This is a genomic window from Streptomyces sp. ADI95-16 (assembly GCF_003721495.1).
Lineage (GTDB): Bacteria > Actinomycetota > Actinomycetes > Streptomycetales > Streptomycetaceae > Streptomyces > Streptomyces goshikiensis.
Genome location: NZ_CP033581.1, coordinates 3455176 through 3481220 on the forward strand (window position 1 = coordinate 3455176; position 26045 = coordinate 3481220).

Annotated in this window: 21 protein-coding genes and 1 tRNA gene; 8 read left to right on the forward strand and 14 right to left on the reverse strand. The window is 73.0% G+C overall.

The window, feature by feature from the left end; all coding sequences use genetic code 11:
* Positions 1-32: 32 nt before the first annotated feature.
* The 8 genes from EES41_RS15130 to hutU form a co-directional block, all read right to left on the reverse strand.
* Positions 33-1451, reverse strand: a complete 1419-nt coding sequence (locus EES41_RS15130) for a hypothetical protein (protein WP_164495838.1) — start codon at positions 1449-1451, stop codon at positions 33-35.
* Positions 1448-2545: a hypothetical protein gene (locus EES41_RS15135; protein ID WP_123082469.1), complete on the reverse strand. Its 1098-nt coding sequence runs from the start codon at positions 2543-2545 to the stop codon at positions 1448-1450. Before EES41_RS15135 ends, EES41_RS15130 begins: the two co-directional genes overlap by 4 nt.
* A 77-nt stretch (positions 2546-2622) precedes the next feature.
* Complete coding sequence (locus tag EES41_RS15140) at positions 2623-3678, reverse strand: hypothetical protein (protein ID WP_302186158.1); 1056 nt, start codon at positions 3676-3678, stop codon at positions 2623-2625.
* A gap of 17 nt (positions 3679-3695) precedes the next feature.
* A complete protein-coding gene (locus EES41_RS15145; RefSeq protein ID WP_123078803.1) occupies positions 3696-4385 on the reverse strand; it encodes an LPXTG cell wall anchor domain-containing protein in 690 nt (229 codons plus the stop codon).
* 157 nt (positions 4386-4542) lie between these two features.
* Entirely contained in the window at positions 4543-5721 is a 1179-nt protein-coding gene (gene hutI / locus EES41_RS15150; protein WP_123078805.1) for an imidazolonepropionase, read from the reverse strand.
* A 174-nt stretch (positions 5722-5895) separates the two neighbouring features.
* Positions 5896-7236 (reverse strand): formimidoylglutamate deiminase, encoded by a 1341-nt coding sequence (locus EES41_RS15155; RefSeq protein WP_123078807.1) that lies wholly within the window; start codon positions 7234-7236, stop codon positions 5896-5898.
* Positions 7227-8417, reverse strand: a complete 1191-nt coding sequence (locus EES41_RS15160; RefSeq protein ID WP_123082471.1) for an allantoate amidohydrolase — start codon at positions 8415-8417, stop codon at positions 7227-7229. Before EES41_RS15160 ends, EES41_RS15155 begins: the two co-directional genes overlap by 10 nt.
* A gap of 35 nt (positions 8418-8452) precedes the next feature.
* Entirely contained in the window at positions 8453-10117 is a 1665-nt protein-coding gene (gene hutU, locus EES41_RS15165; RefSeq protein WP_123078809.1) for a urocanate hydratase, read from the reverse strand.
* Between the two features lie 104 nt (positions 10118-10221).
* Between hutU and EES41_RS15170 the strand changes: the two genes are divergently transcribed.
* A complete protein-coding gene (locus tag EES41_RS15170) occupies positions 10222-11598 on the forward strand; it encodes a diaminopimelate decarboxylase (protein WP_123078811.1) in 1377 nt (458 codons plus the stop codon).
* A gap of 195 nt (positions 11599-11793) precedes the next feature.
* Here EES41_RS15170 and EES41_RS15175 read toward each other — a convergent pair whose 3' ends face one another.
* Entirely contained in the window at positions 11794-12636 is an 843-nt protein-coding gene (locus tag EES41_RS15175) for a MurR/RpiR family transcriptional regulator (protein WP_073778576.1), read from the reverse strand.
* 145 nt (positions 12637-12781) lie between these two features.
* Here EES41_RS15175 and EES41_RS15180 point away from each other — a divergent pair, with 145 nt between their 5' ends.
* The gene (locus EES41_RS15180) at positions 12782-13174 is read left to right on the forward strand and encodes a hypothetical protein (RefSeq protein ID WP_123078813.1); all 393 of its coding nucleotides are present in this window, start codon (positions 12782-12784) and stop codon (positions 13172-13174) included.
* 604 nt (positions 13175-13778) lie between these two features.
* On the opposite strand, the gene EES41_RS15185 is transcribed toward EES41_RS15180, so the two are convergent.
* Complete coding sequence (locus EES41_RS15185; RefSeq protein ID WP_123082472.1) at positions 13779-15161, reverse strand: cystathionine beta-synthase; 1383 nt, start codon at positions 15159-15161, stop codon at positions 13779-13781.
* Between the two features lie 133 nt (positions 15162-15294).
* On the opposite strand from EES41_RS15185, the gene EES41_RS15190 reads away from it, so the two are divergent.
* The 3 genes from EES41_RS15190 (at position 15295) to EES41_RS15200 (ending at position 18811) form a co-directional block, all read left to right on the forward strand.
* The gene (locus EES41_RS15190; RefSeq protein WP_214353479.1) at positions 15295-16401 is read left to right on the forward strand and encodes an SGNH/GDSL hydrolase family protein; all 1107 of its coding nucleotides are present in this window, start codon (positions 15295-15297) and stop codon (positions 16399-16401) included.
* Between the two features lie 51 nt (positions 16402-16452).
* Entirely contained in the window at positions 16453-17673 is a 1221-nt protein-coding gene (locus EES41_RS15195) for an acetyl-CoA C-acetyltransferase (RefSeq protein WP_073778572.1), read from the forward strand.
* Positions 17674-17971: 298 nt separating this feature from the next.
* Complete coding sequence (locus EES41_RS15200; RefSeq protein ID WP_174261813.1) at positions 17972-18811, forward strand: hypothetical protein; 840 nt, start codon at positions 17972-17974, stop codon at positions 18809-18811.
* Here the strand turns inward: EES41_RS15200 and EES41_RS15205 are convergent.
* Complete coding sequence (locus tag EES41_RS15205; protein WP_123078815.1) at positions 18795-19157, reverse strand: hypothetical protein; 363 nt, start codon at positions 19155-19157, stop codon at positions 18795-18797. The two genes, EES41_RS15200 and EES41_RS15205, sit on opposite strands and share 17 nt — an antisense overlap.
* A 101-nt stretch (positions 19158-19258) precedes the next feature.
* On the opposite strand from EES41_RS15205, the gene EES41_RS15210 reads away from it, so the two are divergent.
* Positions 19259-19489 carry a DUF4287 domain-containing protein gene (locus tag EES41_RS15210; RefSeq protein WP_008741750.1) on the forward strand — a complete coding sequence of 77 codons (231 nt, stop codon included), beginning with the start codon at positions 19259-19261 and terminating at the stop codon, positions 19487-19489.
* Positions 19490-19622: 133 nt separating this feature from the next.
* On the opposite strand, the gene EES41_RS15215 is transcribed toward EES41_RS15210, so the two are convergent.
* Positions 19623-20486 carry a Bax inhibitor-1/YccA family protein gene (locus EES41_RS15215; RefSeq protein WP_123078817.1) on the reverse strand — a complete coding sequence of 288 codons (864 nt, stop codon included), beginning with the start codon at positions 20484-20486 and terminating at the stop codon, positions 19623-19625.
* A 136-nt stretch (positions 20487-20622) separates the two neighbouring features.
* Positions 20623-20704 (reverse strand) — tRNA-Leu (locus EES41_RS15220).
* Between the two features lie 452 nt (positions 20705-21156).
* Between EES41_RS15220 and EES41_RS15225 the strand changes: the two genes are divergently transcribed.
* Positions 21157-21930, forward strand: a complete 774-nt coding sequence (locus EES41_RS15225) for an ABC transporter ATP-binding protein (protein WP_123078819.1) — start codon at positions 21157-21159, stop codon at positions 21928-21930.
* Positions 21931-21985: 55 nt separating this feature from the next.
* Positions 21986-24538, forward strand: a complete 2553-nt coding sequence (locus EES41_RS15230) for an ABC transporter permease (RefSeq protein WP_123078821.1) — start codon at positions 21986-21988, stop codon at positions 24536-24538.
* An 86-nt stretch (positions 24539-24624) separates the two neighbouring features.
* On the opposite strand, the gene EES41_RS15235 is transcribed toward EES41_RS15230, so the two are convergent.
* On the reverse strand, positions 24625-25956 hold the full coding sequence (locus EES41_RS15235; protein WP_123078823.1) for a cyclopropane-fatty-acyl-phospholipid synthase family protein: 1332 nt from the start codon (positions 25954-25956) through the stop codon (positions 24625-24627).
* Positions 25957-26045 lie beyond the last annotated feature (89 nt).

Below are 26045 nucleotides of genomic sequence, written 5' to 3' on the forward strand. Positions count from 1 at the left end.
TTGCGGACTTGCGGGCGTACGGGCCTACGGACCTACCTGGTGCCGCGCAGACGGCGCCAGGGGGTGAAGGTGAACACGGCCGCGCCCAGCAGGACCACCGTGCCGGCGACCAGGGCGAGGGCCCGGACGCCGCCCGCGTCCCGCGCGCCGGTCTCGGCGAGGTTGCCGGTGGTGTTGTCGGTGCTGCCGGTGGTGCTGCCGGTGGTGGACGGCGAGCCGGAGCCGCCCGGCTGGGCGGTGGTGTCCAGCTCCAGCGAGACGCCGCTGCTGGCCGCCTTGCAGGGCACGTTGATGGGCGTGGCGCCCGGGGCCATCGTGACGTCGATCGTCAGCTGGTCCGGGCTCAGCGTGACCTTGCCGCTCTTGCCGGGCTTGTAGGTGCCGGTCATGTCGCTGAGGCTGACCGGGGCCTTGTCCGGGATGGGCTCCGCGTTGGCCGGGCCGGCCACCTTGACCGTGCCGGAGTCGGCGCCGCCGAGCTTGACGTTCATCGAGGGCTTGAGGGCCCCCGCCGGAAGGGCCATCGGGCTGGCCATCGCGCCCTTCGCCGTCTTGACGGTCAGGTCGTAGGCGCCGCCGTTCTTCTTGGCGCTGATGGTGACCGGGGTCTTGATGCCGCCGGGGACGACCGGGCCGCAGTCGAAGGAGACCTCCACGGGCTTGCCCGGGAAGTCGGTCTGACCGCCGCCGCCACCGCTCGTACCGCCGCCGGTCGAGCCGCCGGTCGAGCCGCCGGTGGAGCCGCCGGTGGAGCCGCTGGTGGAGCCGCCCGTACTGCCGCCGGTGGAGCCGCCGGTGGAGCCGCCGCTCGTCGAACCGCCCCCGCTGGTGCTGCCGCCACTGGTGCCGCCGCCACTGGTGGAGCCGCCACTCGTCGAGCCGCCGCCGGTGCTGCCGCCGCTGCCGGAGCCCGCCGTCACGTCGATGGTGGCCCCGGCGCCCACGCTGCCCGTCGGCGCGCACTTGGTGACGAAGGTGCCGAAGGAGAAGGTGACGGCCACCTCGTACTTGCCGGGGGTCAGGGTGATCTTGCCGGCTTTGGTGAGCTTCAACTTGCCCTTCATCGTCGACATCCGCATGGGGGCCTTCTTCGGGATCGGCGGGTTCTTCTTCTCCCCGACGACCTTCAGCTCACCTCCCCCGCCGCCCACCGTGATCCAGCCGGTGGGCTGGACCGAGTCCTGCGGGATGTCCATGAGGTCGGTGTTGTTCGAGGCGGGCTTCACCGTCTCCCAGGACACGTCGACCTCGTCGCCGACCTTGGCCGAGGCCGGGGCGTCGATCTTGGCGGTGGTCTCGCCCTCCACCGGGCTGCCGCCGCCGGCCGGCGGCACGCACTTGACCGTGAACGCGGTCTCGGCAGCCTGGGCAGGGGTGGCCCCCATGGCGATGCCGGCGCCGCCGAGCAGCAGCGCGACCACGGCCGCGCTCACCCTCCGTTGGGTCTTCACGAATGTCCCTTCGTCGTCGATCGGTTCTCAGACGGTGCGGACGTCTGTGGTGCTGTCTCCGGCGCGCTGTCCGGGGTGAACCACGGCAGGACCGCCGTGGGGGTCTCGGGGGGTCCGGCCGGCGGCCCGGTACGGGGCGGCGCGGAGCCCCGTACGGCCGGGAGCCCCGGCAGCCGGGCCGTCACCGCGGCCGCCCCCGCGGGGGAGTTCACGCCCCGGCGACGGTGGGCGGGCGGCGCCGGGCGCGGCCGGACCCGGTCCACGACGGCCATGCCGACGCGGAACACCGCGGCCGGGATCACCAGCAGGAGCAGGCCCCAGAACAGCACCACCCCGTACGGGCGGTCCACGCCCCAGGGCTGGGTCGCCATGACCTTGTCCCCGTACTTGAGGGAGACCGTGTAGTCCCCGTGGGCGCCGGCGGACAGGGTGACGTTCAGCTTGACCTCCGCCTTGCCGCCGGGCGGGATCGTGCCCTTCCAGCGGACCTCCTCCCACCCGGGGGCGAAGACTCCGTGGGCGGTGCCGAGCTGGAAGACCGGGTCCTTGACGGGGGCCGAGCCGAGGTTGCCGACGGTGACCGTGAACGTCCGGGCGGGCGGGGCGCCGAACCAGGTCAGCACCCCGTCCTCGCCCTGGAGCCGGACGCCGGTGAGCAGGGCGAGGCGGGCCGTGCCGCTCTCCTCGGGCAGCGCGGCCACCGGGTGGCCGGTGATCTTGACGGGGGCGGCGACCGTGGACTGGTCACCGTTGACCGAGGTGACGTTCACGACGCAGGGGCAGGGCTTGGGCGGCGCCACCACCCGCAGCCGGGCGGTGAAGCGCCCGTCGGCGGCGACGGCGACCGCGACGCCGTCGGAGTTGGCGCAGCTGTTGGTGCCGCCGATCATGTTCTGCCCGCAGACCAGCAGCATCACCAGCGTCTTGGCTGGCCAGCCGGTGCCGGTGACGCCGAGCTCCGTGCCCTTGGCGGCCTCCTGGAGCGAGAGCGCCACGGCCGGCTTGTCGGCGGCGGCGGCGGTGGCGGTGGCGGTGGCGGTGGCGGTGGCCGACGCCGGGGCCGCCGGGAGCAGGGCCAGGGCGCACACCGCCAGCCCCGCCGCGAGGAGGGCCCCGAGCCGGGACGCGGCGCCCGCCGCGCTCCCCCGGGCTTTCCCGTCGGCCTTGGCGCTCACCTGGATGCTCCCGTCAACTCGTGGTCCGGTGCTGGGGTCCGTACGGGCGCGGTCGCGGTCGCGTCGGCCGGCTCGCGCCGCGCGCGCCGGGTACGCCGGATCCGTACGAGGACCAGCGCGGCCGGGGTCGCCCCGCCGAGGGCGAGCAGCCCGGCGCCCGTGCGGCCGGCGATCCCCCAGGGCACGCACCACACCGAGGCGGCGGCCGTGGCCCGGGCGCCGCCGGGGGCGGTGACGGTGAGGGTGAGTTCGACCCGGTCGAGCACCGGCGCGCCGGGCCAGGGCTCGGTCAGCGCCACCCGCCGGCCGGGCAGGAGCTCCACGGGCACGGCGCGCGGGGCGGGCCCGGCGACCTCGCCGAACCGGCCCTCGGCGCGGATCGCGAGCCGCGGGGCGAGGGTCACGTTGCCCCGGTTGACCAGGGTGTACGAGATGGCGCGGCCCGCGCCCCGGCCCCGTACGGCCACGTCCTCGACGGTGAGGGCGGCCAGCGCGGGGCCGCTGACGCGCAGGTGGACCCGTACGCCCACCTCGCGGCCGGCCTCGGTGGCCACCACGGCGGCCGGGTGGTCCCCGGGCGGGGACGCGGGCGGCACGGTGACGGTGAAGGGGACCACGGCGCGGGTGCGCGGGGGGAGCTTCACGGTGGTCCCGGCTCCGAAGCTGATCCAGGAGCCGGCGTCGGTGGACTCCCGGGCGGGGCGCACCACGAGGGCGCCGCCCGCCGTGTTGTGGGCGTCGGCCCCGCGCAGGGTGACGGTGTGCTCCTGGCCGGTGGTGTTGACCAGGGCGAGCCGGTCCTCCAGGACGGTGCCGGGCGGGCCGGCCAGGTAGAAGTACGGGCGGACGGCGGAGCCCTCGCTCCCGGAGACGGGTTCGGCGCGCCAGCCGGGCTCCTCGGCGAAGGCGGCGGCGGGCACGGAGACGGCGGCGGCAGCGGGAGCGGCTGAGACGGCGGACGCGGCGGCGGCCGGGGGCGCGGGGACGGTGGGGAGAGCGGCGGCCGCCAGGAGCGGCGCGCCGAGCCGGAGGAGCGTGTGGAGCACGGGCATGGCCGGGGGTGCTCCGTTCAGGACCGGGCCCGCCCGCCGCGCCGGGTCAGCCAGAGCACCCCGGCCGCGCCGGTGAGCAGCACGGTGGCGCCGAGGGTGCCGAGGGCGAGGGCGGAGTCGGTGGGGCCGGTCTGCGGGAGGGCTTCGGGGGCCTCCGGGGCTCCGGGCGCCTCGGGGGCTCCGCCGGATCCGGTGACGTCCAGCTCCAGGGAGGGCCCCGGGCCGTTGCCGGGGGTGCAGGTGGTGGTGGTGCCCAGCGCCTTGATGGTGAGCACGCCCGCGGTGAAGGTGACCTTGCCGCTCTTCTTCGGGGTGTAGGTGCCGGACAGGTCGGTGATCTTGATGGGGGTGTTGGCGGGCACCGCCTCGGGGTTGGGCGGTCCGGTCACCGCCACCGTGGCCTTCTCGGCGCCGCCCACCTGGATGACGGCGCTGGGGCTCATCGCGCCCTTGCCGAGTTCGACGGGGCTGGACGAGACGCCCTTCTGGAAGGACATCGTCAGCTTGTAGCCGGCGCCTTCCTTGACGGCCTTGATGTCGATGGGCGAGACGGCCGACTTGTCCCCGATCGGGGTCACACAGGCGTAGGCGACGTCGACGACGGCCGCATGGGCCGCGGGGGCGGCCAGCAGGACCGCCGGTCCGGCCAGCGCCGAGGCCAGCGCGAGCGCGGGCGCCAGCGCGGTGGAGCGTTTCCGGTGGGACACCTTCGTCTTCCCCTCAGGCCACAAGTTACTGACGACACATCAGATGGTGGCTCAAGGTACGCCGGGGGCCTTACGGAGGGAAGACACGGGACAGGCCTGGATCCACGGCCTGTCGGCCGCCTGGATTCAGGCCATGTCCGTGCGGGGCGGGGGCGGTTCAGACGGCGCGGACACCCCGCTGCCAGACGGCGGAGACCAGCGGGACACCGGGCCGGTAGGCGAGGTGGACGTGGCTCGGGGCGTCCAGGAGCGCCAGGTCGGCGCGGGCGCCGGGGGTCACGACGCCCACGTCGGAGCGGCGCAGGGCGCGGGCGCCGCCGGCGGTCGCGGACCAGAGGGCCTCGTCGGGGGTCATCCGCATGTCCCGGACGGCGAGCGCGATGCAGAACGGCATCGAACTCGTGTAGGAGGAACCGGGGTTGCAGTCGGTCGACAGCGCGACGGTGGCACCCGCGTCGATGAGGCGGCGGGCGTCGGGCCACTGGGCGCGGGTGGAGAACTCGGCGCCGGGCAGCAGGGTCGCGACGGTGGTGTCCGCGGCCTGCGCGAGGGCGTCGACATCGGCGTCGGTGAGGTGGGTGCAGTGGTCGGCGGAGGCCGCTTCGAGCTCCACGGCGAGCTGGACGCCGGGACCGTACGAGAGCTGGTTGGCGTGGACGCGCGGGATCAGCCCGGCGGCGGCGCCGGCGGTGAGGATCGCGCGGGCCTGGTCGCCGTCGAAGGCGCCCTTCTCGCAGAACACGTCGACCCAGCGGGCGTACGGGGCGCAGGCGGTCAGCATCTCGCCGGTGACGAGGTCGACGTAGCCGGCCGGGTCCTCGGCGTAGTCCGGGGACACGATGTGCGCGCCGAGGTAGGTGACCTCCTCGGTGTGCGCGGCAGCGATGCGCAGGGCGCGGGCCTCGTCGGCGACGGTGAGGCCGTAGCCGGACTTGGTCTCGAAGGTGGTGGTGCCCTGGCGGCGGGCCTCGTCGAGGTGACGCACCAGATTGGCTTCCAGCTCCGCGTCGGTGGCGGCGCGGGTGGCGGCGACGGTGGTGCGGATGCCGCCGGCGGAGTAGCTGCGGCCGGACATCCGGGCGTTGAACTCGGCGGTGCGGTCGCCGGCGAAGACGAGGTGCGAGTGGGAGTCCACGAAGCCGGGGATGACGGCGCGGCCGGCCGCGTCGAACACGGTGTCCGCCGCCGGAGCCCCGTCGGCGGGGCCGACCCAGGCGACGGTCTCGCCGTCGATGACGACGGCGGCGTCCTGGATCAGGCCGAGGGGGCTGCCGTCTCCGAGGGCCGGGTCGTTGGTGACGAGGCTGCCGATGTTGGTGATTGCGGTGGTGGTCATGGTTCCTCTCCAGGTTGCTCTCCCCGCCCCGCCCTCTCTCCGTTTCCCGGGCTCCGCCCGGACCCGGTCCTCAAACGCCGGACGGGCTGAATTGCAGCCTCGCCGGCGTTTGAGGCGCGGGGTCCGGGGCGGAGCCCCGGTTTCGGGAAGGGGCGGGGTGGGGAAGCGGCAACGTCAGGCTCGCAGTGCCGCGATGGACTCGGACAGGGCGGACGGGACGTCCGGGACGAGGGTGTGGGCGCCGTCTCGGACGATGTGGCGGCCGCCGACGACGGTGTGGCGGACATCGGCGGCGGTCGCCGCGAACACCGCCGTCTCGGCGCCGAGCCGCGGCACCGCACCCGCCGTACGGACGGAGTCGAGGGCGATCGTGGTGAAGTCCGCGAGCGCCCCCGCCTCCAGCCGGCCCGCGTCCGCCAGGCCCAGCGCCGCGTGGCCGTCGGCGGTGGCGGCGGTCAGCAGCGCGTTCGCCGTCCAGTGGCCCCGGGTGCGGCTGCGCAGCCGCTCGTTGAGCTCCATCGCCCGGGCCTCCTCCAGCAGGTCGATCACCGCGTGGCTGTCGCTGCCGAGGGAGAGCGGGCTGCCCGCGTGCTGGAGCCGGCCGGCCGGGCCGATGCCGTCCGCGAGGTCGCGTTCGGTGGTGGGGCACATACAGGTGCCGGTGGTGGTGCCGCCGAGGAGTGCGATGTCGATGTCGGTGAGGTGGGTGTTGTGGACACCGGTGGTCCGCGGCCCGAGCACGCCGTGGTCGGCGAGCAGCTGGGTCGGGGTGCGCCCGTGGGCTTCCTGGCAGGCGTCGTTCTCGGCGGTCTGCTCGGAGAGGTGCACGTGCAGCGGGGCCCGCCGCTCCTCGGCCCATCCGGCGACCGTCGCCAGCTGCCCCGCCGGTACGGCGCGCACCGAGTGGATCGCGGCGCCGATCAGGGCGTGCGCGCGGGGCTTCAGGGCGCTGACGCGCTCGGCCCAGGCGTCGGCCGTCCCGTCGGAGAACCGCAGCTGGTGCGGGTTCGGGGCCTGGCCGAAGCCGGCCGACAGGTACGCCGTGTCGAGCAGGGTGATCCGGATGCCCGCGGCGGCGGCCGCCTCGATCAGGGCCTCGCCCATCGCGTTCGGGTCGGCGTAGGGGGCGCCGCCGGGCGCGTGGTGGACGTAGTGGAACTCGCCGACGTTGGTGATGCCGGCCAGCGCCATTTCCGCGTACACGGCGCGGGCCAGCGCGAAGTAGCTGTCGGGGGTGAGGTTCTGGGCGACCTTGTACATGACGTCGCGCCAGGTCCAGAAGGTGCCCGAGCCGACCTGGACCACCGAGCGCAGCGCCCGGTGGAAGGCGTGGGAGTGGGCGTTCGCCAGACCCGGGACCGTCAGCCCCCGCAGTACCTCGGCTCCCGGCGGCGGGGTCTCGACGCCGGTGCGCAGGGCGGTGATCCGGCCGTCCCCGCCCGCCTCCAGGGCGACGCCCGGCTCGACGTGGGTGCCGAGCCAGGCGTGCTCCAGCCAGTACGTCGTCAGCGACATGCCAGGCCTTCCAGTACGTCGGCGAGGGCGAGGACGCCGGCCACGCAGTCGTCCTCGGCGGCGAACTCCCGCGGGGAGTGGGAGACGCCGGTCGGGTTCCGTACGAACAGCATGGCGGTCGGAACGGCGGCGGAGAGGATTCCGGCGTCGTGTCCCGCCCCCGTGCCGAGGACGGGGACGGCCCCGCCCAGGATCCGGTTCATCTCGTCGCGCAGGGCGTGCTCGAACTCGACGACCGGGGTGAAGGACTCCCGGACGACGGCGAGGTCGATGCCGTCCTGGTCGGCGCGCTCGCGGGCGGCCTTCTCGATCGCGGTGACCACGGTGTCGAGGGTGGCCTGGTCGGCGGCCCGGGAGTCGAGCCAGCCGCGCACCAGCGAGGGGATGGCGTTGACCCCGTTGGGCTCGACCGAGATCTTCCCGAAGGTGGCGACGGCCCCGGCGAGGGCCGCTTCGGAGCGGGCCGCGAGGACGGTCGACGCGTACGTGAGCATCGGGTCGTGGCGGTCCACCAGGCGGGTGGTGCCGGCGTGGTTGGCCTCGCCGTGGAAGTCGAACCGCCAGCGGCCGTGCGGCCAGATCGCGGACGCGATGCCGACGCGGTCGCCGGACAGGTCCAGGGCCCGGCCCTGTTCCACGTGGAGTTCGACGAAGGCGCCGATCCGGGCCAGCCGTTCGGGGTCGGCCCCGATGGCCTGGGGGTCGTATCCGGCGGCCTCCATCGCCTCGGGCAGCCGGATGCCGTCCGCGTCGCGGAGTTCGTACGCCTTCTCCTTGGTCAGCTGGCCGGCGGCGAGCCGGGAGCCGACGCAGGCGAGGCCGAACCGGGCCCCTTCCTCGTCGCCGAAGTTGGTGATGGCCAGCGGCCTGGAGAACGCCGCGCCCCTCCTGCGGAGTTCGTCCAGGGCCGCGAAGGAGGACACCACGCCGAGCGGGCCGTCGAAGGCGCCGCCGTCGGGGACGGAGTCCAGGTGGGAGCCGGTGACGACGGCGTCGCCCGCGAGGGGGTCGCCGAGCCAGGCCCACTGGTTGCCGTTGCGGTCGGTCTCGTAGGTGAGGCCGCGGGCCTCGGCCTGGGCCTGGAACCAGGTCCGGCAGTCGGCGTCGGCCCCGGTCCAGGCGTAGCGGCGGTATCCGCCGGTGTCCGGATGGCGGCCGATGGGGGCGAGCTCGTCCCACATGGTGTGGAACGAGGCCGCCCCTGCGGGGTTGTCGCTCACGCGTCGTCGCCCTCGCGCATGGGGATGCGGACGCCGCGCTCGTCGGCCACCGTCTCGGCGATGTCGTAGCCGGCGTCGACGTGGCGGATGACGCCCATGCCGGGGTCGTTGGTGAGGACGCGGCGGATCTTCTCGCCGGCGAGCTTGGTGCCGTCGGCGACCGTGACCTGCCCGGCGTGGATCGAGCGGCCCATGCCGACGCCGCCGCCGTGGTGGATGGAGACCCAGGAGGCGCCGGAGGCGACGTTGACCATGGCGTTCAGCAGCGGCCAGTCGGCGATCGCGTCGGAGCCGTCGAGCATGGCCTCCGTCTCGCGGTACGGGGAGGCGACGGAGCCGCAGTCCAGGTGGTCGCGGCCGATGGCCAGCGGGGCCGCGAGGGTGCCGTCGGCGACCATCTCGTTGAAGCGCTCGCCCGCCTTGTCGCGCTCGCCGTAGCCGAGCCAGCAGATGCGCGCCGGCAGGCCCTGGAAGTGGACGCGCTCGCCCGCCATCTTGATCCAGCGGTGCAGGGACTCGTTCTCCGGGAAGAGTTCGAGCATCGCCTTGTCGGTCTTGTGGATGTCCGAGGCCTCGCCGGACAGCGCCGCCCAGCGGAAGGGGCCCTTGCCCTCGCAGAACAGCGGCCGGATGTAGGCGGGGACGAAGCCGGGGAAGTCGAAGGCGCGGTCGTAGCCGGCCAGCTGGGCCTCGCCGCGGATGGAGTTGCCGTAGTCGAAGACCTCGGCGCCCGCGTCCATGAAGCCGACCATGGCCTCGACGTGCCGGGCCATCGACTCGCGGGCCCGCTGGGTGAAGTCGGCGGGCTTCTCGGCCGCGTAGGAGGCCATGTCCTCGAAGGCGACGCCGACGGGGCAGTAGGCCAGCGGGTCGTGCGCGGAGGTCTGGTCCGTGACGATGTCGATCGGGGCGCCCTCGGCGAGCATCTGCGGGAGCAGCTCGGCCGCGTTGCCGAGGAGGCCGATGGAGAGCGGCTTGCGGGCGTCGCGGGCCTCGACGGCGAGCCGGAGCGCGTGCGCCAGGTCGTCGGCCTTGACGTCGAGGTAGCGGTGCTCGATGCGGCGCTCGATGGCGCGCGGGTCGACGTCGATGCAGATGGCGACGCCGTCGTTCATGGTGACGGCCAGCGGCTGGGCGCCGCCCATGCCGCCGAGGCCGGCGGTGAGGGTGATGGTGCCCGCGAGGGTGCCGTTGAACTTCTTCGCGGCGACGGCGGCGAAGGTCTCGTACGTGCCCTGGAGGATGCCCTGGGTGCCGATGTAGATCCACGAACCGGCGGTCATCTGCCCGTACATGGTGAGGCCGAGGGACTCCAGGCGGCGGAACTCCTCCCAGTTGGCCCAGTCGCCGACGAGGTTGGAGTTGGCGAGCAGGACGCGCGGGGCCCACTCGTGGGTCTGCATCACGCCGACGGGGCGGCCGGACTGGACGAGCATCGTCTCGTCCTGCTTCAGCGTCCGCAGCGTGCGCACCATCGCGTCGAAGGAGCGCCAGTCGCGCGCGGCCTTGCCGGTGCCGCCGTAGACGACCAGCTTGTCGGGGTGCTCGGCGACCTCGGGGTCCAGGTTGTTCTGGAGCATCCGCAGGGCCGCCTCCTGCTGCCATCCCAGGGTGCTGAGCTGCGTGCCTCGCGCTGCCCGTACGGGGCGGGGTCCTGACATGGCGGTGCCTCCTCCGATGTTGGTCAATCTATTCACATCCTCGCTCCCTGAATAGATCCAGTCAACAGCTGCGGGCGGACGCGTCGGATGATTGGCTCTTCACCATGGCTGTCGAGACGCACACGGCGGCGGACGCGGCGGACGCCGCCGCCCGCCGCGACCTGGCCGTACGGGCCGCCGTCGAGCAGGGCCTGGTGGGCGGGGCGGAGGACGCGGAGCCGCTGGTCTGCCTGCTGGACGTGGCCGGAATCCGGGCCTCGGCCGCCGAGCTCACCGCCGCGTTCGCGGCCGCGCTGCCGCCGGGCACCCCGGTGCTGCACGCCTTCGCGGTGAAGGCCGCCCCGCTGGTCCCCGTACTGCGGCTGCTCGCGGAGGCCGGCCTCGGCTGCGAGGTGGCCAGCCCCGGGGAGCTGGCGCTGGCCCGGGCGGCCGGGGTCGCACCGGAGCGGATGGTGCTGGACTCCCCCGCCAAGACCCCCCGGGAGCTGCGCGAGGCGCTGGCGCTGGGGATCGCGGTCAACGCCGACAACCGGCAGGAGCTGGAGCGGATCGACGCGCTGGCCGGCGCGGGACCGCTGTCCTCGCCGATCGGGATCCGCGTCAACCCGCAGACGGGGGCGGGCACCATCGACGCCCTGTCCACGGCGACCGCCACCTCCAAGTTCGGCGTGCCGCTGCGCGACGGGGGCGCCCGTGCCTGGCTGGTACGGGCCTGCGCGGAGCGCCCCTGGATCACCCGGCTGCACACCCACTCGGGCTCGCAGGGCGTCCCGCTGGCCCTGATCGCGGAGGGCGTACGGGAGCTGCACGCGCTGGCCGAGGAGATCAACGCGGCGGCCGGGCGCCGGCAGATCGACACCCTCGACATCGGCGGGGGCCTGCCGGTGAACTTCGCCTCCGACGAGCGGACCCCGGGCTACGCCCAGTACGTGGCGGAGCTGCGGGCGGCCGCGCCGGGCCTGTTCGACGGCTCGTACGGGCTGGTGACGGAGTTCGGCCGGTCCCTGCTGGCCAAGCACGGCCTGGTGCTGGCGCGGGTGGAGTACACCAAGTCCACCGGCGGCCGCCCCATCGCCCTCACCCACGCGGGAGTGCAGCTGGCCACCCGTACGGTGTACGCCCCGGCGGCCTGGCCGCTGCGGATCCTGCCGTACGACGCCGGGGGCGCCCCGAAGCCGGGAGCCCCCGCCGCCCCCGTCGTCGCGCAGGACATCGCGGGGCCGGCCTGCTTCGCGGGCGACCTGCTGGCCACGGCCCGGGAGCTGCCGGAGCTGTTCCCGGGGGACCTGATCGGCGTACCGGACACCGGCGCGTACTTCTTCACCGCCCACTACGGCTACAACAGCCTGCCGAGGCCCGCCGTGTACGGCTTCCGCGTCGGGCGGCGGGGCGAGGTCCGCTTCGGCCTGGCGCGGCCCGCGCAGACCCTGGCGGAGATCGTCGCCGAGGCGGGCGGCGGGTACGGGGCCGCCCTGCTCTGAGCCCGGGCCGCGGGGCCGCCCGCACGCTGGAGCCCGCCCGCCCCCGCCGCGCCGCGACGCCGCCGCCCGCTCTGGGGGTCCGGCGCCCTCGGCGCCGCTGCGCCGCCGCGCCTCGGTTCCGCCGACGCCGCGCCGCGATGCCTCCGCCGTCTGCTTTGGGGGTCCGCCGCGCCGGCGCGCCGCGATGCCGCCCCCCTACTCCACGAACAGGCCGCGGGCAGCGGCCCCCGCGTCGAAGGCTTCCAGGCGGGCCTGTGCGTCCGGGAGGGCGTCCGCCATGGCCTCCAGCAGCACCCGGCCCAGCAGCATCGGCGCGCAGGCCGTGTCGAAGGCGAGGCCGGTCCCGACCGGCGCCGGGATCAGCAGGTCCGAGTCGCGGGCCACGGGGGCGAAGGCGGAGTCCGCGACGGTGACGACCGTCAGCCCGGCCGCCCGGCCGTGCTCCAGGGCCTCCACGACCTCCCGGGGGTGCCGCGGCAGCGCGAAGCACAGCAGCGCGGAGGCGCCGGCGGTGACGCAGGCGTCGATCCGGTCGGCGAGCATCGAGCCGCCCTCGTCGAGGAGCCGTACGTCGGGATGCACCTTGGCGGCGAAGTACGCGAACCCCCGCGCCTGCGAGGACGCGGCGCGCAGCCCGAGCACCGGCAGCGGGCTCGACCCGGCGAGCAGCCGGCCGGCCTCCTGGACGGGCGCGGGGTCGGCGAGCATCGCCGACAGCCGGCGCAGGTTCTCGATCTCGCCCTGGACGGCCTGCTGGTACTCGTTGTACGCGTCCTCGCCCGCGGCCTCCGGGCGCTCGGCGGGCGCCACCTCGCGAAGGTGCCGGCGCAGCGCCGGATAGCCGTCGAAGCCGAGCGCCACCGCGAACCGGGTCACCGACGGCTGGCTCACCCCCGCCAGCTCCGCGAGCTCCACGCTCGACAGGAACGGCACCTCGGCCGCTCCGCGCACCATGCAGTGCGCGATCCGTCGCTGGGTGGGTGTCAGCCGGTGCCCCTCGAACAGCTTCTGCAGCCGCGCGGCCGGGCTGTCGCTCATCCCGTCCCCTCCGTCCCCGTACCGGTGAATATTCACTTACGGAGCACTCTGCATGCGGTTATGCAGGGACGGCAAGCGGCGGTCGCTCCGCGAGACGGGGGGTAGCCCCAGTGCGGGGGCTCCGGCCGCTTCCTACGGTGGGGGGATGGAGCGCCAAGAGCTGAAGCGGGAACTCGATGCCACGTTGGAAGCGCGGCGGGAGCTGGGTTCCGAGTACGAGTCCGCGCTGGTGGAGTCCTTCGTCGAGAAGGTCGACACGCAGGTCCGGCGGCGGCTGGCGGAGGAACGGCTGGGCGCCGCGCGCGGCGGGGGGCCGGCACCGGCACCCGCCAGCGGCACCGTGCCGGGTTCGGGCACGTTCGGGGAGCGCTTCGGATTCGCGATCGTCACGCTGGTCCTGGCGGTCCCCCTGTCCGCGATCGGCGCGGCCCAGGCCCGCCTGAGCGGGCTGGTGGTGGTGTGGGCGGGGATCGTGGCGGTGAACCTCGTCCACGCCAGGTCGCCGCGCGGCCGCGCCAAGGTGGTGGACGCCGCCTGACCGGGGCCGTGGACCGGGGCCGGCGCCGGGGGTGGGGTGGGGTGTCGTCCGGGACTGCATGATTTATGGCGCCTGGTCGGGCTCATCCGCCGTGCGGCGGTACCCCGCGCCACAAATCACGTTTTACGTCCCGGCCAACACCCCACCCCACCCCCGTCACCGACCGAGCCCTGTGATTCCAGCCCCCCGCCGGCGCCATTCCAGCCACGCCGGCGCCACTCCAGCCTCGCCGGTGCCACTCCAGCCCCGCCGGCGTTTGAGGCGCGGGGGTCTGGGGGCTGGCCCCGGCAGCGGCGCCTCAGAGGGCGGAACATCCAGCCTCGCCGGCGTTTGAGGCGCCAGGGGCGGGGTGGGAGAAGTCGGCGGGGACCGCCGCACCCCGGTTGCCCGGGGGCGGGACGACGGCGGTCCCCGCGAAGGACACGGGCCGGGTCAGGGCCGGCCGTGTCCCTCGGCGCCCCCGCGGTCCGGGAGCCGCTCCGGATTCGCGCCGACGCCAGTCGGTGGTTGCCGGCCGGGTCTCCCCCGCCGACAACCACCACTGTGCCGGAGCCGTGTTAAGCCGGTGCTGCCGTCACGTGTCGGCCCCGTACCGTTTGTGCGGCTACTTCGGTGCCTTCGCCAGGAACGCCAGCAGGTCCTGACGGCTCACCACGCCGGTCGGCTTGCCCTCGACCAGGACGATCGCCGCGTCGGCCTCGCCCAGGACCGCCATCAGCTCCGACACCGGCTCGCCCGAGCCGACCTGCGGCAGCGGGGAGCTCATGTGCTTCTCCAGCGGGTCGGTCAGCGAGGCCCGCTGCGCGAACAGCGCCGCCAGCAGCTCCTTCTCGACGACGGAGCCGATGACCTCGGCCGCCATCACGTCCGGGTGGCCCGCGCCCGGCTTGACGATCGGCATCTGCGAGACGCCGTACTCGCGCAGGACCTCGATGGCCTCGCCCACGGTCTCCTCGGGGTGCATGTGGACGAGGGACGGGATGCCGCCCTCCTTGTCCGCGAGCACGTCGCCGATGCGGGCCGCGGGGCCCGCCTCCTCCAGGAAGCCGTGACCGGCCATCCACTCGTCGCTGAAGATCTTGCTGAGGTAGCCGCGGCCGCTGTCCGGCAGCAGGACGACGACCACGTCGTCCGGGCCGAGCCCCTCGGCGGCGCGCAGCGCGGCCACCACGGCCATGCCGCAGGAGCCGCCGACCAGCAGGCCCTCCTCCTTCGCCAGGCGGCGGGTCATCTGGAAGGAGTCCTTGTCGGACACCGCGATGATCTCGTCCGTGACGTTCGGGTCGTAGGCGGTGGGCCAGAAGTCCTCGCCGACGCCCTCGACGAGGTACGGGCGGCCGGAGCCGCCGGAGTAGACCGAGCCCTCGGGGTCGGCGCCGATGACCTTGACCTGGCCGCCGGACACCTCCTTGAGGTAGTTGCCGGTGCCGGAGATCGTGCCGCCCGTGCCGACGCCGGCGACGAAGTGCGTGATCTTCCCGTCCGTCTGCTCCCACAGCTCGGGACCGGTGGTCTCGTAGTGCGAACGGGGGTTGTTCGGGTTGCTGTACTGGTCGGGCTTCCAGGCGCCGGGCTCGCGCGCGAGGCGGTCGGACACGTTGTAGTACGAGTCCGGGTGCTCGGGGTCGACGGCGGTCGGGCAGACCACGACCTCGGCGCCGTACGCGCGCATCACGTTGATCTTGTCCATGGACACCTTGTCAGGGCAGACGAAGATGCACTTGTAGCCCTTCTGCTGGGCCACGATGGCGAGTCCTACACCCGTGTTGCCGCTGGTCGGCTCCACGATGGTGCCGCCGGGCTTGAGGGCTCCGCTCTGCTCGGCCGCCTCGATCATCCGAACGGCGATCCGGTCCTTCACGGATCCGCCGGGATTGAAGTACTCGACCTTTGCGAGCACGGTGGCCTGGAGGCCTTCGGTCACACGGTTGAGCTTCACCAGCGGGGTGTTGCCGACGAGGCTGATCATCGAGTCGTGGAATTGCACCATGTTCTCCAAGGAGGGGACTCCACGGGTTCTCCGGGAGGTCCGGCCAGAGTATGCGGAAAGGGATTGGCCGACCGGCACTACGGGGCAGGTAGCTCATCGAGGCCAGGCAGGAAGCGAGGTGGCCCGCAGGGTGTCCAGAGCGAGGACGGCCCGCCGGATCGCGGCGGGAGCGGCTTACGGCGGTGGCGGTATCGGGCTCATCGGGGTCGCCGCGGTCGGTGTGGTGGTGGCCGAGTTGCAGTTCGCGAAGCGGACGGTGGGGACCGGACTGCCGGATCCGCCGCGCGCCGACGGCCTGTACGGGAGCGAGTTCGGCGGGCCGGAGCGGAGCCCGGGCCCGCTGCGGCTGGCCATGCTGGGCGATTCCACGGCCGCCGGGCTAGGTGTGCGGCGGGCGAGGCAGACCCCGGGCGCCCTGCTGGCCTCGGGCCTCGCGGCGGTGGCCGAGCGGCCCGTGGAGCTGCGGAACGTGGCCCTGTCGGGGGCGATGTCGGACGACCTCGACCGCCAGACGGGCCTGCTCCTCCAGGATGACACCCCGCCCCCGGACGTGGCGGTGATCATGATCGGCGCCAACGACGTGACCCGCCGGATGCCCCCGACCCAGTCGGTGCGCCTGCTCACGGCCGCCGTCCGCAGGCTGCGGCTGGCCGGCGCCGAGGTCGTGGTCGGCACCTGTCCCGACCTGGGCACGATTGAGCCGGTCTACCAGCCGCTGCGCTGGATGGCCCGCCGCGTCTCGCGCCAGCTGGCCGCCGCCCAGACGATCGGGGTGATCGCGCTGGGCGGCCGTACGGTCTCGATGGGTGACCTGCTCGGGCCGGAGTTCGCCGCGAACCCGCGCGAGATGTTCGGCCCGGACTCCTACCACCCCTCCGCCGAGGGGTACGCGACCGCGGCGATGGCCGTGCTGCCCACCGTGTGCGCCGCGCTGGGCGTGTGGCCCGAGTCGGACCGGCTGGACCACACCCGCGACGAGGACATCCTCCCCGTGGCCGAGGCGGCGTCCGCGGCGGCCGGGGAGGCGGGTACGGAGGTCACGGCCGCCCGCGCCCCCTGGGCCCTGCTCAAGCACCGGCGCCGCCGGCGGGTGCCCAGCCGGCCGGAGATCGGCCAGCCCGCGGAGCACGAGGAGCACGAGGAGGGCCCCTCCGGGGGGTCCGCGCAGGACGGCGGCGGACCGAAGCGACCCTCATCACATGCCAAGGCCGGTGACCTCGACGGTACGGGCCGGTAACTTCGCATGCGGTCCCGATATGAGCCGCAACTCAAACCCCTTGGAGCCCCGATGCCCGAAGCCGTCATCGTTTCGACCGCCCGTTCTCCGATCGGGCGCGCCTTCAAGGGGTCCCTCAAGGACGTCCGGCCGGACGACCTGACGGCCACGATCATCCAGGCGGCCCTCGCCAAGGTCCCCGAGCTGGACCCGCGCGACATCGACGACCTGATGCTCGGCTGCGGTCTCCCCGGCGGCGAGCAGGGCCACAACCTGGGCCGCATCGTGGCCGTGCAGATGGGCATGGACTACCTGCCCGGCAGCACGATCACCCGGTACTGCTCCTCCTCGCTCCAGACCTCCCGGATGGCCCTGCACGCCATCAAGGCGGGCGAGGGCGACGTCTTCATCTCCGCGGGCGTCGAGGCGGTCTCCCGCTCCGTGAAGGGCTCCTCGGACGGCCTGCCGGACACCCACAACCCGTTCTTCACCGACGCGGAGGCCCGTACGGCCGCCGTGGCGCAGAGCGAGGGCGCGTCCTGGCACGACCCGCGCGAGGACGGCCTGGTCCCCGACGCGTACATCGCGATGGGGCAGACCGCCGAGAACCTGGCCCGCCTCAAGGGCGTGACCCGCCAGGACATGGACGAGTTCGGCGTCCGTTCGCAGAACCTCGCCGAAGAGGCCATCAAGAACGGCTTCTGGGCCCGCGAGATCACCCCGGTCACCACCCCGGACGGCACGGTCGTCTCCACCGACGACGGCCCCCGCGCCGGTGTCACGCTGGAGGGCGTCCAGGGCCTGAAGCCGGTCTTCCGCCCCGACGGCCTGGTCACGGCCGCCAACTGCTGCCCGCTCAACGACGGCGCCGCCGCGCTGGTCATCATGAGCGACACCAAGGCGCGGGAGCTGGGCCTGACCCCGCTGGCGCGGATTGTCTCCACCGGCGTGACCGCCCTGTCCCCCGAGATCATGGGCCTGGGCCCGGTCGAGGCGTCGAAGCAGGCGCTGAAGCGGGCGGGCCTGACCGTCGGCGACATCGACCTGTTCGAGATCAACGAGGCCTTCGCGGCCCAGGTCATCCCCTCCTACCGGGACCTGGAGATCCCGCTGGAGAAGCTGAACGTCAACGGCGGCGCCATCGCCGTCGGCCACCCGTTCGGAATGACCGGTGCCCGCATCACCGGCACCCTGATCAACAGCCTGCAGTTCCACGACAAGCAGTTCGGTCTGGAAACGATGTGTGTGGGTGGTGGCCAGGGCATGGCCATGGTCATCGAGCGGCTGAGCTGAGCCTGAGCTGATCAAGAAGACGGCCAGGCGCCGCAAGGAATCCGCTGGATCCCTTGCGGCGTACTGACACCGATTCCAATCCCGTCGCGGCCTACCTGTGACCGAATCTCCCCCAGGATGTGACCTTTGTCCTGGGGGAGCGGTATTTAGCCAGGTCAAGCGGCATGCGCTCGGGCGTCGCGGGCACAAAGACCTGTCCATTTGATGACGTAATGCACTGCATGCCATTCCCAGGTCGGGTCAAGCTGATGTAGGAAGTCGGGGGATCGAATCAACCAGGAGTTAGTCAGTGAGCGCCATGTCTCTTGCCCTGCTGCTGACCACGGCCGCTGCCACGGCCGTCGGCGCTGCTGCCCTGCACGCCGTCCACGCCCTGCGCAAGCAGGTCACGGCCCTGCGCGGTGAGCTGACGGTGTCGGCCCACCCCCGTGGTGCTGCCGTGCCGCACGCCCGCAGCGCCGTGGAGTCCCCCGCCGCCGAAATACGGGCCGCCGTGGCCGAGGCGCTGGCCGAGGAGCGCGAGCGCGAGCTCGCCGAGGCGCGGGCCTTCTGGGCCGCGCAGGAGGCCCGCGACGGCGCCGACGCCTCGCCCCTCTTCGCCGGCGAGGCCCCCACGTCCCTGCTGGGCGGTCTGACGGGCCTGGGCGAGGACAGCCCGCTCTTCCTCCCCCGGCAGGCGGACATGGTCGGCCTGGAGGCCGTGCTCGGCGAGGAGCTCGACGACTACCCGGCGTACCCGGAGGATTCGGCCGAGCTGGCCGCCGCCCGCCGGCGCCACCCCTCGCACCCCGATTTCGTCCCCGTACAGGCCTCGCACCCGGGCGCCGAGCACGAGCGCACCGTCAGCCGCCTGGAGGAGCTCGCGGAGGCCCGTACGGCCCTCGCGGACGTCCGTCCGGGCCCGCTCGGCACCCTGGACGTGTACGTCTTCACCGACGGCACCACGCTGTGCATGACCCCGGGCCACCGGGAGACCGCGGAGCGCCTCGCCGAGGCCCTGCGCTCGGGCACCGCGCCGGTGCTGCTGGGCGGCTCCGGCATTTCCGGCGCCTACGCGCTGACCTTCTCCTGCGGTGACTCCGAGGACCCCGAGAACAACGTCTACATCCTCGCGGACCGCGTCATCGCATCGCTCTGACTTCCGCCCGCTCCACCAGCCGCACGGCCTCGTCCAGCTCCTCGGACGGGGCCTTCGCGCCGTCCGGGCCCGCGCCGGGGCCGGCCGCCGCGGCGCGCAGCGCCTGTGCGAGGTCCTGTCCGGCCACCGCCAGCTGGTCCCCGACGACGAAGATCCCCGCCTCCGGCATCAGCCGCGGTCCGGCCGCCCCGTCCGGGTCCTCCAGCCGCTGCGCCCGTACGGAGAGTTCCCGGGCGGCTTCCAGCGCCTCGGCGGCGGCTCCGCGCTGGAGCCGGCTCTGCGGCGCGGCCCGCAGCCGGTCGGCGAAACGTTCCACGACGGCGGTCAGGGGCGAAGTATCGAGCACCCGGCCGACCTTACGCGGCGCCCGGGCGCCATTGCCAACGGGCGAACTCTCCGGCACGGTGGCGTGAAGAGAACAGCACGGCGATATTTCCGGAGGCGCCCATGTCCGTAGAGTTCTCCGAGCAGACCCACCGCAACATGATCGACAGAATCCCCCTGACCACCGGTCGTGACGTGTCCGACTGGCTCCGCGCCGTGGACGACGGCCCCTCCCTCGTCCGGTTCGAGGAGAAGGTCAGCTGGCTGCGCGGCGCGCACGACCTGTCGTACGGCCAGGCCAAGGCGATCATCCACGAGTACGACCTGCGCAGGGCGGCGAGAAAATTCGGCTGAGCCCCGCGTCCTGACCGACCCCCCGATTCCCTGCCCCCGATCCGTACTCCCTTCCACGACGCGGGAAGGCCCCGCGAGCGGTGTGCTCGCGGGGCCTTCCCTGCTGCCGGGTGGGCGGTGTGCGCCGGTACGGCTAGTCGTTGCCGGAGAGGATCGAGAAGAGCCGCAGCATCTCCATGTAGATCCACACCAGGGTGGTGGTGAGGCCGAGAGCCGCCAGCCAGGCCTCCTCGCGCGGGGCGCCGTACGTCACGCCGTCCTCGACCTGCTTGAAGTCGAGGGCGAGGAAGCAGGCGCCGAGGATGACGCCGATGACGCCGAACAGGATGCCGAGGCCGCCGCTGCGGAAGCCGAGGCCGTCACCGCCCGCGAAGACCGAGAACAGCAGGTTCGCCAGCATGAGCAGCATGAAGCCCACGGCGGCGGCCATCACGAAGCCGTAGAACCGGCGGGTGACGCGGATCCAGCCCATCTTGTACGCGACCAGCACGCCGGCGAACACGCAGATCGTGCCGAGCACGGCCTGGACGACCACGCCCCCGCCGTCGCCGACGTAGGTGCTCATGATGGCGCTGAAGACGCCGAGGAACACGCCTTCGAAGGCCGCGTAACCCAGGATCAGCGCGGGGACGGGCTTGCGCTTGAACGCCTGGACGATCACCAGCACGAAGGCGACGAGCATGGCGCCGATGGCGATGGCGTACGACTTGCCGACGTTGGCCGGGTCGACCGGCAGCGTGAGCCACGAGAGCGTCGCCGTGATGGCGAGGACACCGAGCGTCATGGCCGTACGGCTCACGACGTCGTCGATCGTCATCACGCTGCCGCGGGCCGGAGCCTGCGGCATGCCGGTGGTCGGGTCGGTCGCGTAAGGGTTCGTCGCGTACGGGTTGGTCGCGGTCCCGGCCTGCGCCTGCTGCGGCGCGCCGAAGCCCGCGTGGCCGCCGGCGTCGCGGCTGAACCCCCGTCGCGAGAAGACCGGGTTACTGCTCCTCATCTCACTCCTCCATGGCCACCCTGCGCGGCCTTGCAACAAGAGTAATGTGCTCGCAAAGAAAGCACCCTACTGCTGGAGGAGGATCTTAGGAGGAGGCGCGGCGAAGCCGCAGGGGATTCGGGGGACGCTGCGGGAGTGCCCGAAGCCGGACTCGAACCGGCACGACCCTAAGGCCAGCGAGGTTTAAGCTCGCCGTGTCTGCATTCCACCATCCGGGCAAGGCCCAGCAGCCCCCGCGTAAAAGCCATGAACGCTGCGTCGAGCCTATCGGGAACACCTAGTCGGCCGTTCGGCCGTCATTCCGATGTTGTCTGATTTTATTGGCGCCTGAGGGATCGTCAGGCCCAAGAACGCAGGGTCGGCCCGGTCTGGGCGCCCGTGCCCGACGATCACCGGCGCCCTGGGAATGACGTAATTTCGATGGCCCGCGCAGGCTCCGCGCCACCGCTGCCGCCACCGCCGCCGCCACCCCGCGCGCCACCCCCGCCGCCGCGCCCCTTTCTCGGGGTTCGTGTCATACCAAAGGAGGAGGCGGACCGGCTCCCGGTCAGCCTCCAGTGGGCCGGAGAACGGGCACCTCGGCTGATCCGGAGCGCGGTGGGCGCCGTGAGGATGGATACGTCCCGCACGTCCGCAGTCCGCGGCCGCCCCGCTCGACAGGAGTCCCCCTGTGACCACCACGAACTACGCCCCCCACACCACCCAGGCCGTGGCCGCCCGCGCCACCCAGCTCTCCAAGGTGTACGGCCAGGGCGAGACCCAGGTGGTCGCCCTGGACAACGTCTCCGTCGACTTCGGCCAGGGGCAGTTCACCGCGATCATGGGCCCCTCCGGCTCCGGCAAGTCCACGCTGATGCACTGCGTCGCCGGCCTGGACACCTTCTCCGGCGGCTCCGTCCGCATCGGCGAGACCGAGCTGAGCACCCTCAAGGACAAGCAGCTGACCCAGCTGCGCCGGGACAAGATCGGCTTCATCTTCCAGGCCTTCAACCTGCTGCCGACCCTGACGGCCCTGGAGAACATCACGCTGCCCATGGACATCGCCGGCCGCAAGCCCGACCGGCAGTGGCTGGACAACGTGATCCGCATGGTCGGCCTCTCCGACCGTCTGGGCCACCGCCCGACCCAGCTCTCCGGCGGCCAGCAGCAGCGCGTGGCCGTGGCCCGCGCCCTGGCCTCCCGACCCGAGATCATCTTCGGTGACGAGCCGACCGGAAACCTCGACTCCCGCTCCGGCGCCGAGGTCCTCGGCTTCCTGCGCAACTCCGTCCGCGAGCTCGGCCAGACCGTCGTGATGGTCACCCACGACCCGGTCGCCGCCTCCTACGCGGACCGCGTCATCTTCCTCGCCGACGGCCGCATCGTCGACGAGATGATCAGCCCCTCCGCCGACGGCGTGCTCGACCGCATGAAGGCCTTCGACGCCAAGGGCCGCACCAGCTGACCCGGAACGCCTCCGCAGCCCTCCTCCAGACTTCCAGCCCCAGGACTCGAAACCCATGTTCCGTACAGCCCTGCGCAACGTCCTCGCGCACAAGGCCCGGCTGCTGATGACGGTGCTCGCCGTCACCCTCGGCGTCGCTTTCGTCTCAGGCACCCTCGTCTTCACCGACACACTCAAGAAGTCCCTCTCCGGCCAGTCCGCCAAGGACTACGCGGGCGTGGCCGTCTCCGTCACCTCGTACGGCCAGGGCCGCAACGACCAGGGCGAGAAGGAGGGCGAGCCGGGCCTGAGCCAGGCCACCCTCGACAAGGTCAAGGCGCTCCCGGGCGTCGCATCGGTCTCCGGACGCGTCACGGGCTTCGCCGGCGTCGGTGACGAGAACGGCAAGCTGATCGGCTCCGGCTGGTCCAACCAGGGCGCCAACTACACGCCCGTCAAGGACGGCAAGGACCCGCGCTACACCTTCGCGCAGGGCGCCGGGCCGGCCAAGGCTGACGAGATCGCGCTCGACGAGGCGACCGCGGACGCGGGCAAGTACAAGGTCGGCGACAAGGTCCGCGTCGCGACCAACGGCCCGGTCAAGGAGTACTCCCTCGCCGGCGTCTTCACCACCGAGGACGGCGCCGTCCAGGCCGGCGGCAGCCTGGTGCTCTTCGAGACCAAGGTCGCCCAGGAGCTCTACCTCAAGCCGGGCTACTTCCAGGAGATGTCGGTCGGGGCCAAGGACGGCACCTCCGCCGACAAGCTGCTCTCCGACATCAAGCCGCTGGTCGACGGCAAGCACACCGAGGCGCAGACGGGCGCGGCCCTCGCCGCGAAGCAGGCCAAGAACATCGAGGAGGGCCTCGGCCAGATGGGCACCATGCTGCTCGTCTTCGCCGGCATCTCGCTCTTCGTCGGCATCTTCCTGATCTACAACACCTTCACCATGCTGGTCACCCAGCGCACCAAGGAGCTGGCCCTGCTGCGCGCCGTCGGCGCCAACCGCGGTCAGGTCATGCGCTCGGTGCTCGCCGAGGCCCTGGTCGTCGGTGCCGTGTCCGCCGTCGTCGGCCTGATCAGCGGCATCGGCCTGGCGGTCGGCATGCGCTCCGTGATCGGCTCCCTCGGCGCCAAGCTCCCGGGCGGTGACATCGTGATCGCCCCGGGCACGATCATCGCGGCCCTGGTCATCGGCATCCTGGTCACCACGATCGCCGCGGTGCTGCCCGCCTGGCGCACCGGCCGGATCGCCCCGGTCGCCGCCATGGGCAGCGCCCACCTGCCGTCCACCGCGAAGTCGCTGGTCGTGCGCAACGTCATCGGCTCGATCATCAGCGTCCTCGGCATCGGCCTGGTCGTGCTCGGCGTGTCCGAGGGCGGCAACACCGGCCGCATGACCATCGGCGCGGGCGCCTTCTTCATGCTCATCGGCATGATCGTGCTGCTGCCGCTGCTCTCCAAGCCGGTCATCGGGGCCGTTCGCCCGCTGCTGCAGAAGGTGTTCGGGGTCCCCGGCAAGCTGGCCGCCCAGAACGCCGTCCGCAACCCGCGCCGCACCGCCGTCACCGCCGCCTCCCTGGCGATCGGCCTGACCCTGGTCACCACCCTGTCGGTGCTCGGCATCACCGTCGGCAAGGTCGTCGACCGGATGAGCACCGAGAAGCTCAAGGCCGATTACAAGGTCTCCATGGCCGGCGGCACGGGCTACCTCGACAAGTCGGTGGCCGAGGCCCTGACCAAGGCCCCCGGCATCAAGGCGGTCTCCCCGCAGACGGCCGGCTACTTCATGGTCGGCGACGACTTCCGGTCCGCGTCCGGCGTCAACCCGAGCGCCATCGGCCAGCTGCTGAACATCGAGACCGTCAGCGGTTCGGTGGACTCCCTCGGCAAGGGTGAGGTCCTGGTCGCCGAGAAGACCGCGAAGAGCAAGAACCTGGCCGTCGGCTCCACGCTCAAGGTGAAGTACGAGGACGGGAAGCAGGACACCCTCAAGGTCGGCGCGGTCTACAAGGACATGGAGGGCCTGCTCTCCCCGTACGTCCTCGACGACAAGATCCTCACCCAGCACACCGACGAGAGCGCCGTCTCCGAGGTGTACGTCAACGTCGAGGGCGGGGCGTCCAAGGCCGGCCAGCAGAAGGTCGTCGACGCGCTGGGCAAGAACCCGGCCATCAACGTCGCCACCCAGCAGGACATGCGCAACGAGATGGGCGGCATGATCAACACCATGCTGAACGTCATGTACGGCCTGCTCGGCATGGCGCTGATCATCTCGGTGCTCGGCGTGGTCAACACCCTGGCGATGTCCGTCTTCGAGCGGACCCAGGAGATCGGCATGCTGCGGGCGATCGGTCTCGACCGGAGCCGGGTCAAGAACATGATCCGCCTGGAGGCCGTGGTGATCTCGCTCTTCGGAGCGGCCCTGGGCGTCGCCATCGGCGTCTTCCTCGCCTGGGCGGTCGGCACCACCATGGCGAAGTCCATGCCGAACTACGAGCTGATCCTCCCGTGGGACCGGATCGGGATCTTCCTCCTGCTCGCCGGTGTGGTCGGCGTCCTGGCGGCCATGTGGCCCGCCCGCAGCGCCGCCCGCCTGAACATGCTGACGGCCATCAAGACCGAATAGCGGGCCGGCAGGAGACACGGGCAGGGACACGGAAGGGCCCCGGGGCAACACGCCCCGGGGCCCTTCCCGTTGCCGTACGGGGGCGGCTACGCGCCCCAGGTGCGCAGCCGCAGCGGCAGCCCCGACCGCCCGGACCCGTCGGACCGGACCGCGAGGACCTGGTTGACGCCGAGCCGGTTGTGCTCGAAGCCGAGCGCGCAGGCCGCCATGTACAGCAGCCACACCCGGACCCGCCCGGGCGAGGTGAGCCGTACGGCTTCCTCCCGGTGCAGCTCCAGCCGGGCCACCCAGGCCCGCAGGGTGAGGGCGTAGTGCTCGCGCAGCGCCTCCACGTCTCGGACCTCGAAACCGGCCCGCTCCAGCTCGCCGACGGTGCCGGCGAGCGGGGAGAGCTCCCCGTCGGGGAAGACGTAGGCGTCGATGAACTCGTCGACGCGGTAGGCGGATTCGTCGGCCTCGGGGGGCCGGGCGATCTGGTGGTTCAGCAGCCGCCCGCCGGGACGCAGCAGGCCGTGCAGGGTGCGGGCGTACTCCCGGTAGCGGGCGGCGCCGACGTGTTCGGCCATGCCGATGGAGGAAATGGCGTCGTACGGGCCGTCCTTGACGTCCCGGTAGTCCTGGATCCGGATGTCGACGAGGTCGGCCAGGCCCTCTTCGGCGACCCTCTTGCGGGCGTAGGCGGCCTGTTCGCGCGAGAGGGTGATGCCGGTGACCCGGACGCCGTACTCGCGGGCGGCGTGCAGCGCCATGGAGCCCCAGCCGCAGCCGACGTCCAGGAGCCGCAGGCCGGGTTCCAGGGCGAGTTTGCGGCAGACCAGGTCGAGTTTGTCGCGCTGGGCGTCCTCCAGGGTGGCGTCGGGTCTCCAGTAGGCGCAGGAGTACACCATGGAGGGGCCGAGCACCCGCTCGTAGAACTCGTTGCCCACGTCGTAGTGGTGACTGATCGCCTGCCGGTCGCGGCCCTTGCTGTGGCGGGTGCCGCCGCGCCGCGCGGCCTCCTCCGGGGGCGGCGCGGGCGCCGGCCACGGTCCGGCGAGCGTGACCAGTTCCCGTACGGCGGCGCGCCGCGCCGGGTCGCGCAGCAGGGCGAGGCTCGCCGCGGGGCCGGTGGCGGCGGTGGCCGGGGCCGGTTCGCCGTCCGGGCCGGGGCCGCGTTCCCACAGCAGGCCCGCCACCCGGTCCAGCAGGGCGAACAGATCACCTTCGACGGTCAGGTCGCCCGCGACCCAGGCGCGGGCGAGGCCCATCTCGCCCGGCTTCCACAGCACGCGGCGCAGTGCGCGGCGGCGGCGGACCACGAGGACGGGTCCGCCGGGCGGCCCGGCCTCGCTGCCGTCCCAGGCCCGGACGCGCACGGGCAGGGGGGCACCCAGCAGGGTCTCGGCGACAGCGGCCAGCCGCGGCGCGGCGTCGGTCATGGGGCACACCTCCAGAAAGCTCCGGCCCATGGCCCTACCCCGCCGGGGGCCCGGACAATCCGCCGGTGCGGCGCAGGAGTGGCGCAGGG

What these genes read in the sequence shown, in the direction of transcription:
- EES41_RS15215 (WP_123078817.1), bottom strand. Translation starts at nt 20,486, where the DNA reads ATGAGGAGCAGTAACCCGGTCTTCTCGCGACGGGGGTTCAGCCGCGAC.
- hutI (WP_123078805.1), bottom strand. Translation starts at nt 5,721, where the DNA reads ATGACCACCACCGCAATCACCAACATCGGCAGCCTCGTCACCAACGAC.
- EES41_RS15140 (WP_302186158.1), bottom strand. Translation starts at nt 3,678, where the DNA reads ATGCCCGTGCTCCACACGCTCCTCCGGCTCGGCGCGCCGCTCCTGGCG.
- hutU (WP_123078809.1), bottom strand. Translation starts at nt 10,117, where the DNA reads ATGTCAGGACCCCGCCCCGTACGGGCAGCGCGAGGCACGCAGCTCAGC.
- EES41_RS15230 (WP_123078821.1), top strand. Translation starts at nt 21,986, where the DNA reads ATGTTCCGTACAGCCCTGCGCAACGTCCTCGCGCACAAGGCCCGGCTG.
- EES41_RS15200 (WP_174261813.1), top strand. Translation starts at nt 17,972, where the DNA reads ATGTCTCTTGCCCTGCTGCTGACCACGGCCGCTGCCACGGCCGTCGGC.
- EES41_RS15175 (WP_073778576.1), bottom strand. Translation starts at nt 12,636, where the DNA reads ATGAGCGACAGCCCGGCCGCGCGGCTGCAGAAGCTGTTCGAGGGGCAC.
- EES41_RS15155 (WP_123078807.1), bottom strand. Translation starts at nt 7,236, where the DNA reads ATGTCGCTGACGACGTACTGGCTGGAGCACGCCTGGCTCGGCACCCAC.
- EES41_RS15210 (WP_008741750.1), top strand. Translation starts at nt 19,259, where the DNA reads ATGTCCGTAGAGTTCTCCGAGCAGACCCACCGCAACATGATCGACAGA.
- EES41_RS15160 (WP_123082471.1), bottom strand. Translation starts at nt 8,417, where the DNA reads ATGTGGGACGAGCTCGCCCCCATCGGCCGCCATCCGGACACCGGCGGA.
- EES41_RS15195 (WP_073778572.1), top strand. Translation starts at nt 16,453, where the DNA reads ATGCCCGAAGCCGTCATCGTTTCGACCGCCCGTTCTCCGATCGGGCGC.
- EES41_RS15170 (WP_123078811.1), top strand. Translation starts at nt 10,222, where the DNA reads ATGGCTGTCGAGACGCACACGGCGGCGGACGCGGCGGACGCCGCCGCC.
- EES41_RS15180 (WP_123078813.1), top strand. Translation starts at nt 12,782, where the DNA reads ATGGAGCGCCAAGAGCTGAAGCGGGAACTCGATGCCACGTTGGAAGCG.
- EES41_RS15235 (WP_123078823.1), bottom strand. Translation starts at nt 25,956, where the DNA reads ATGACCGACGCCGCGCCGCGGCTGGCCGCTGTCGCCGAGACCCTGCTG.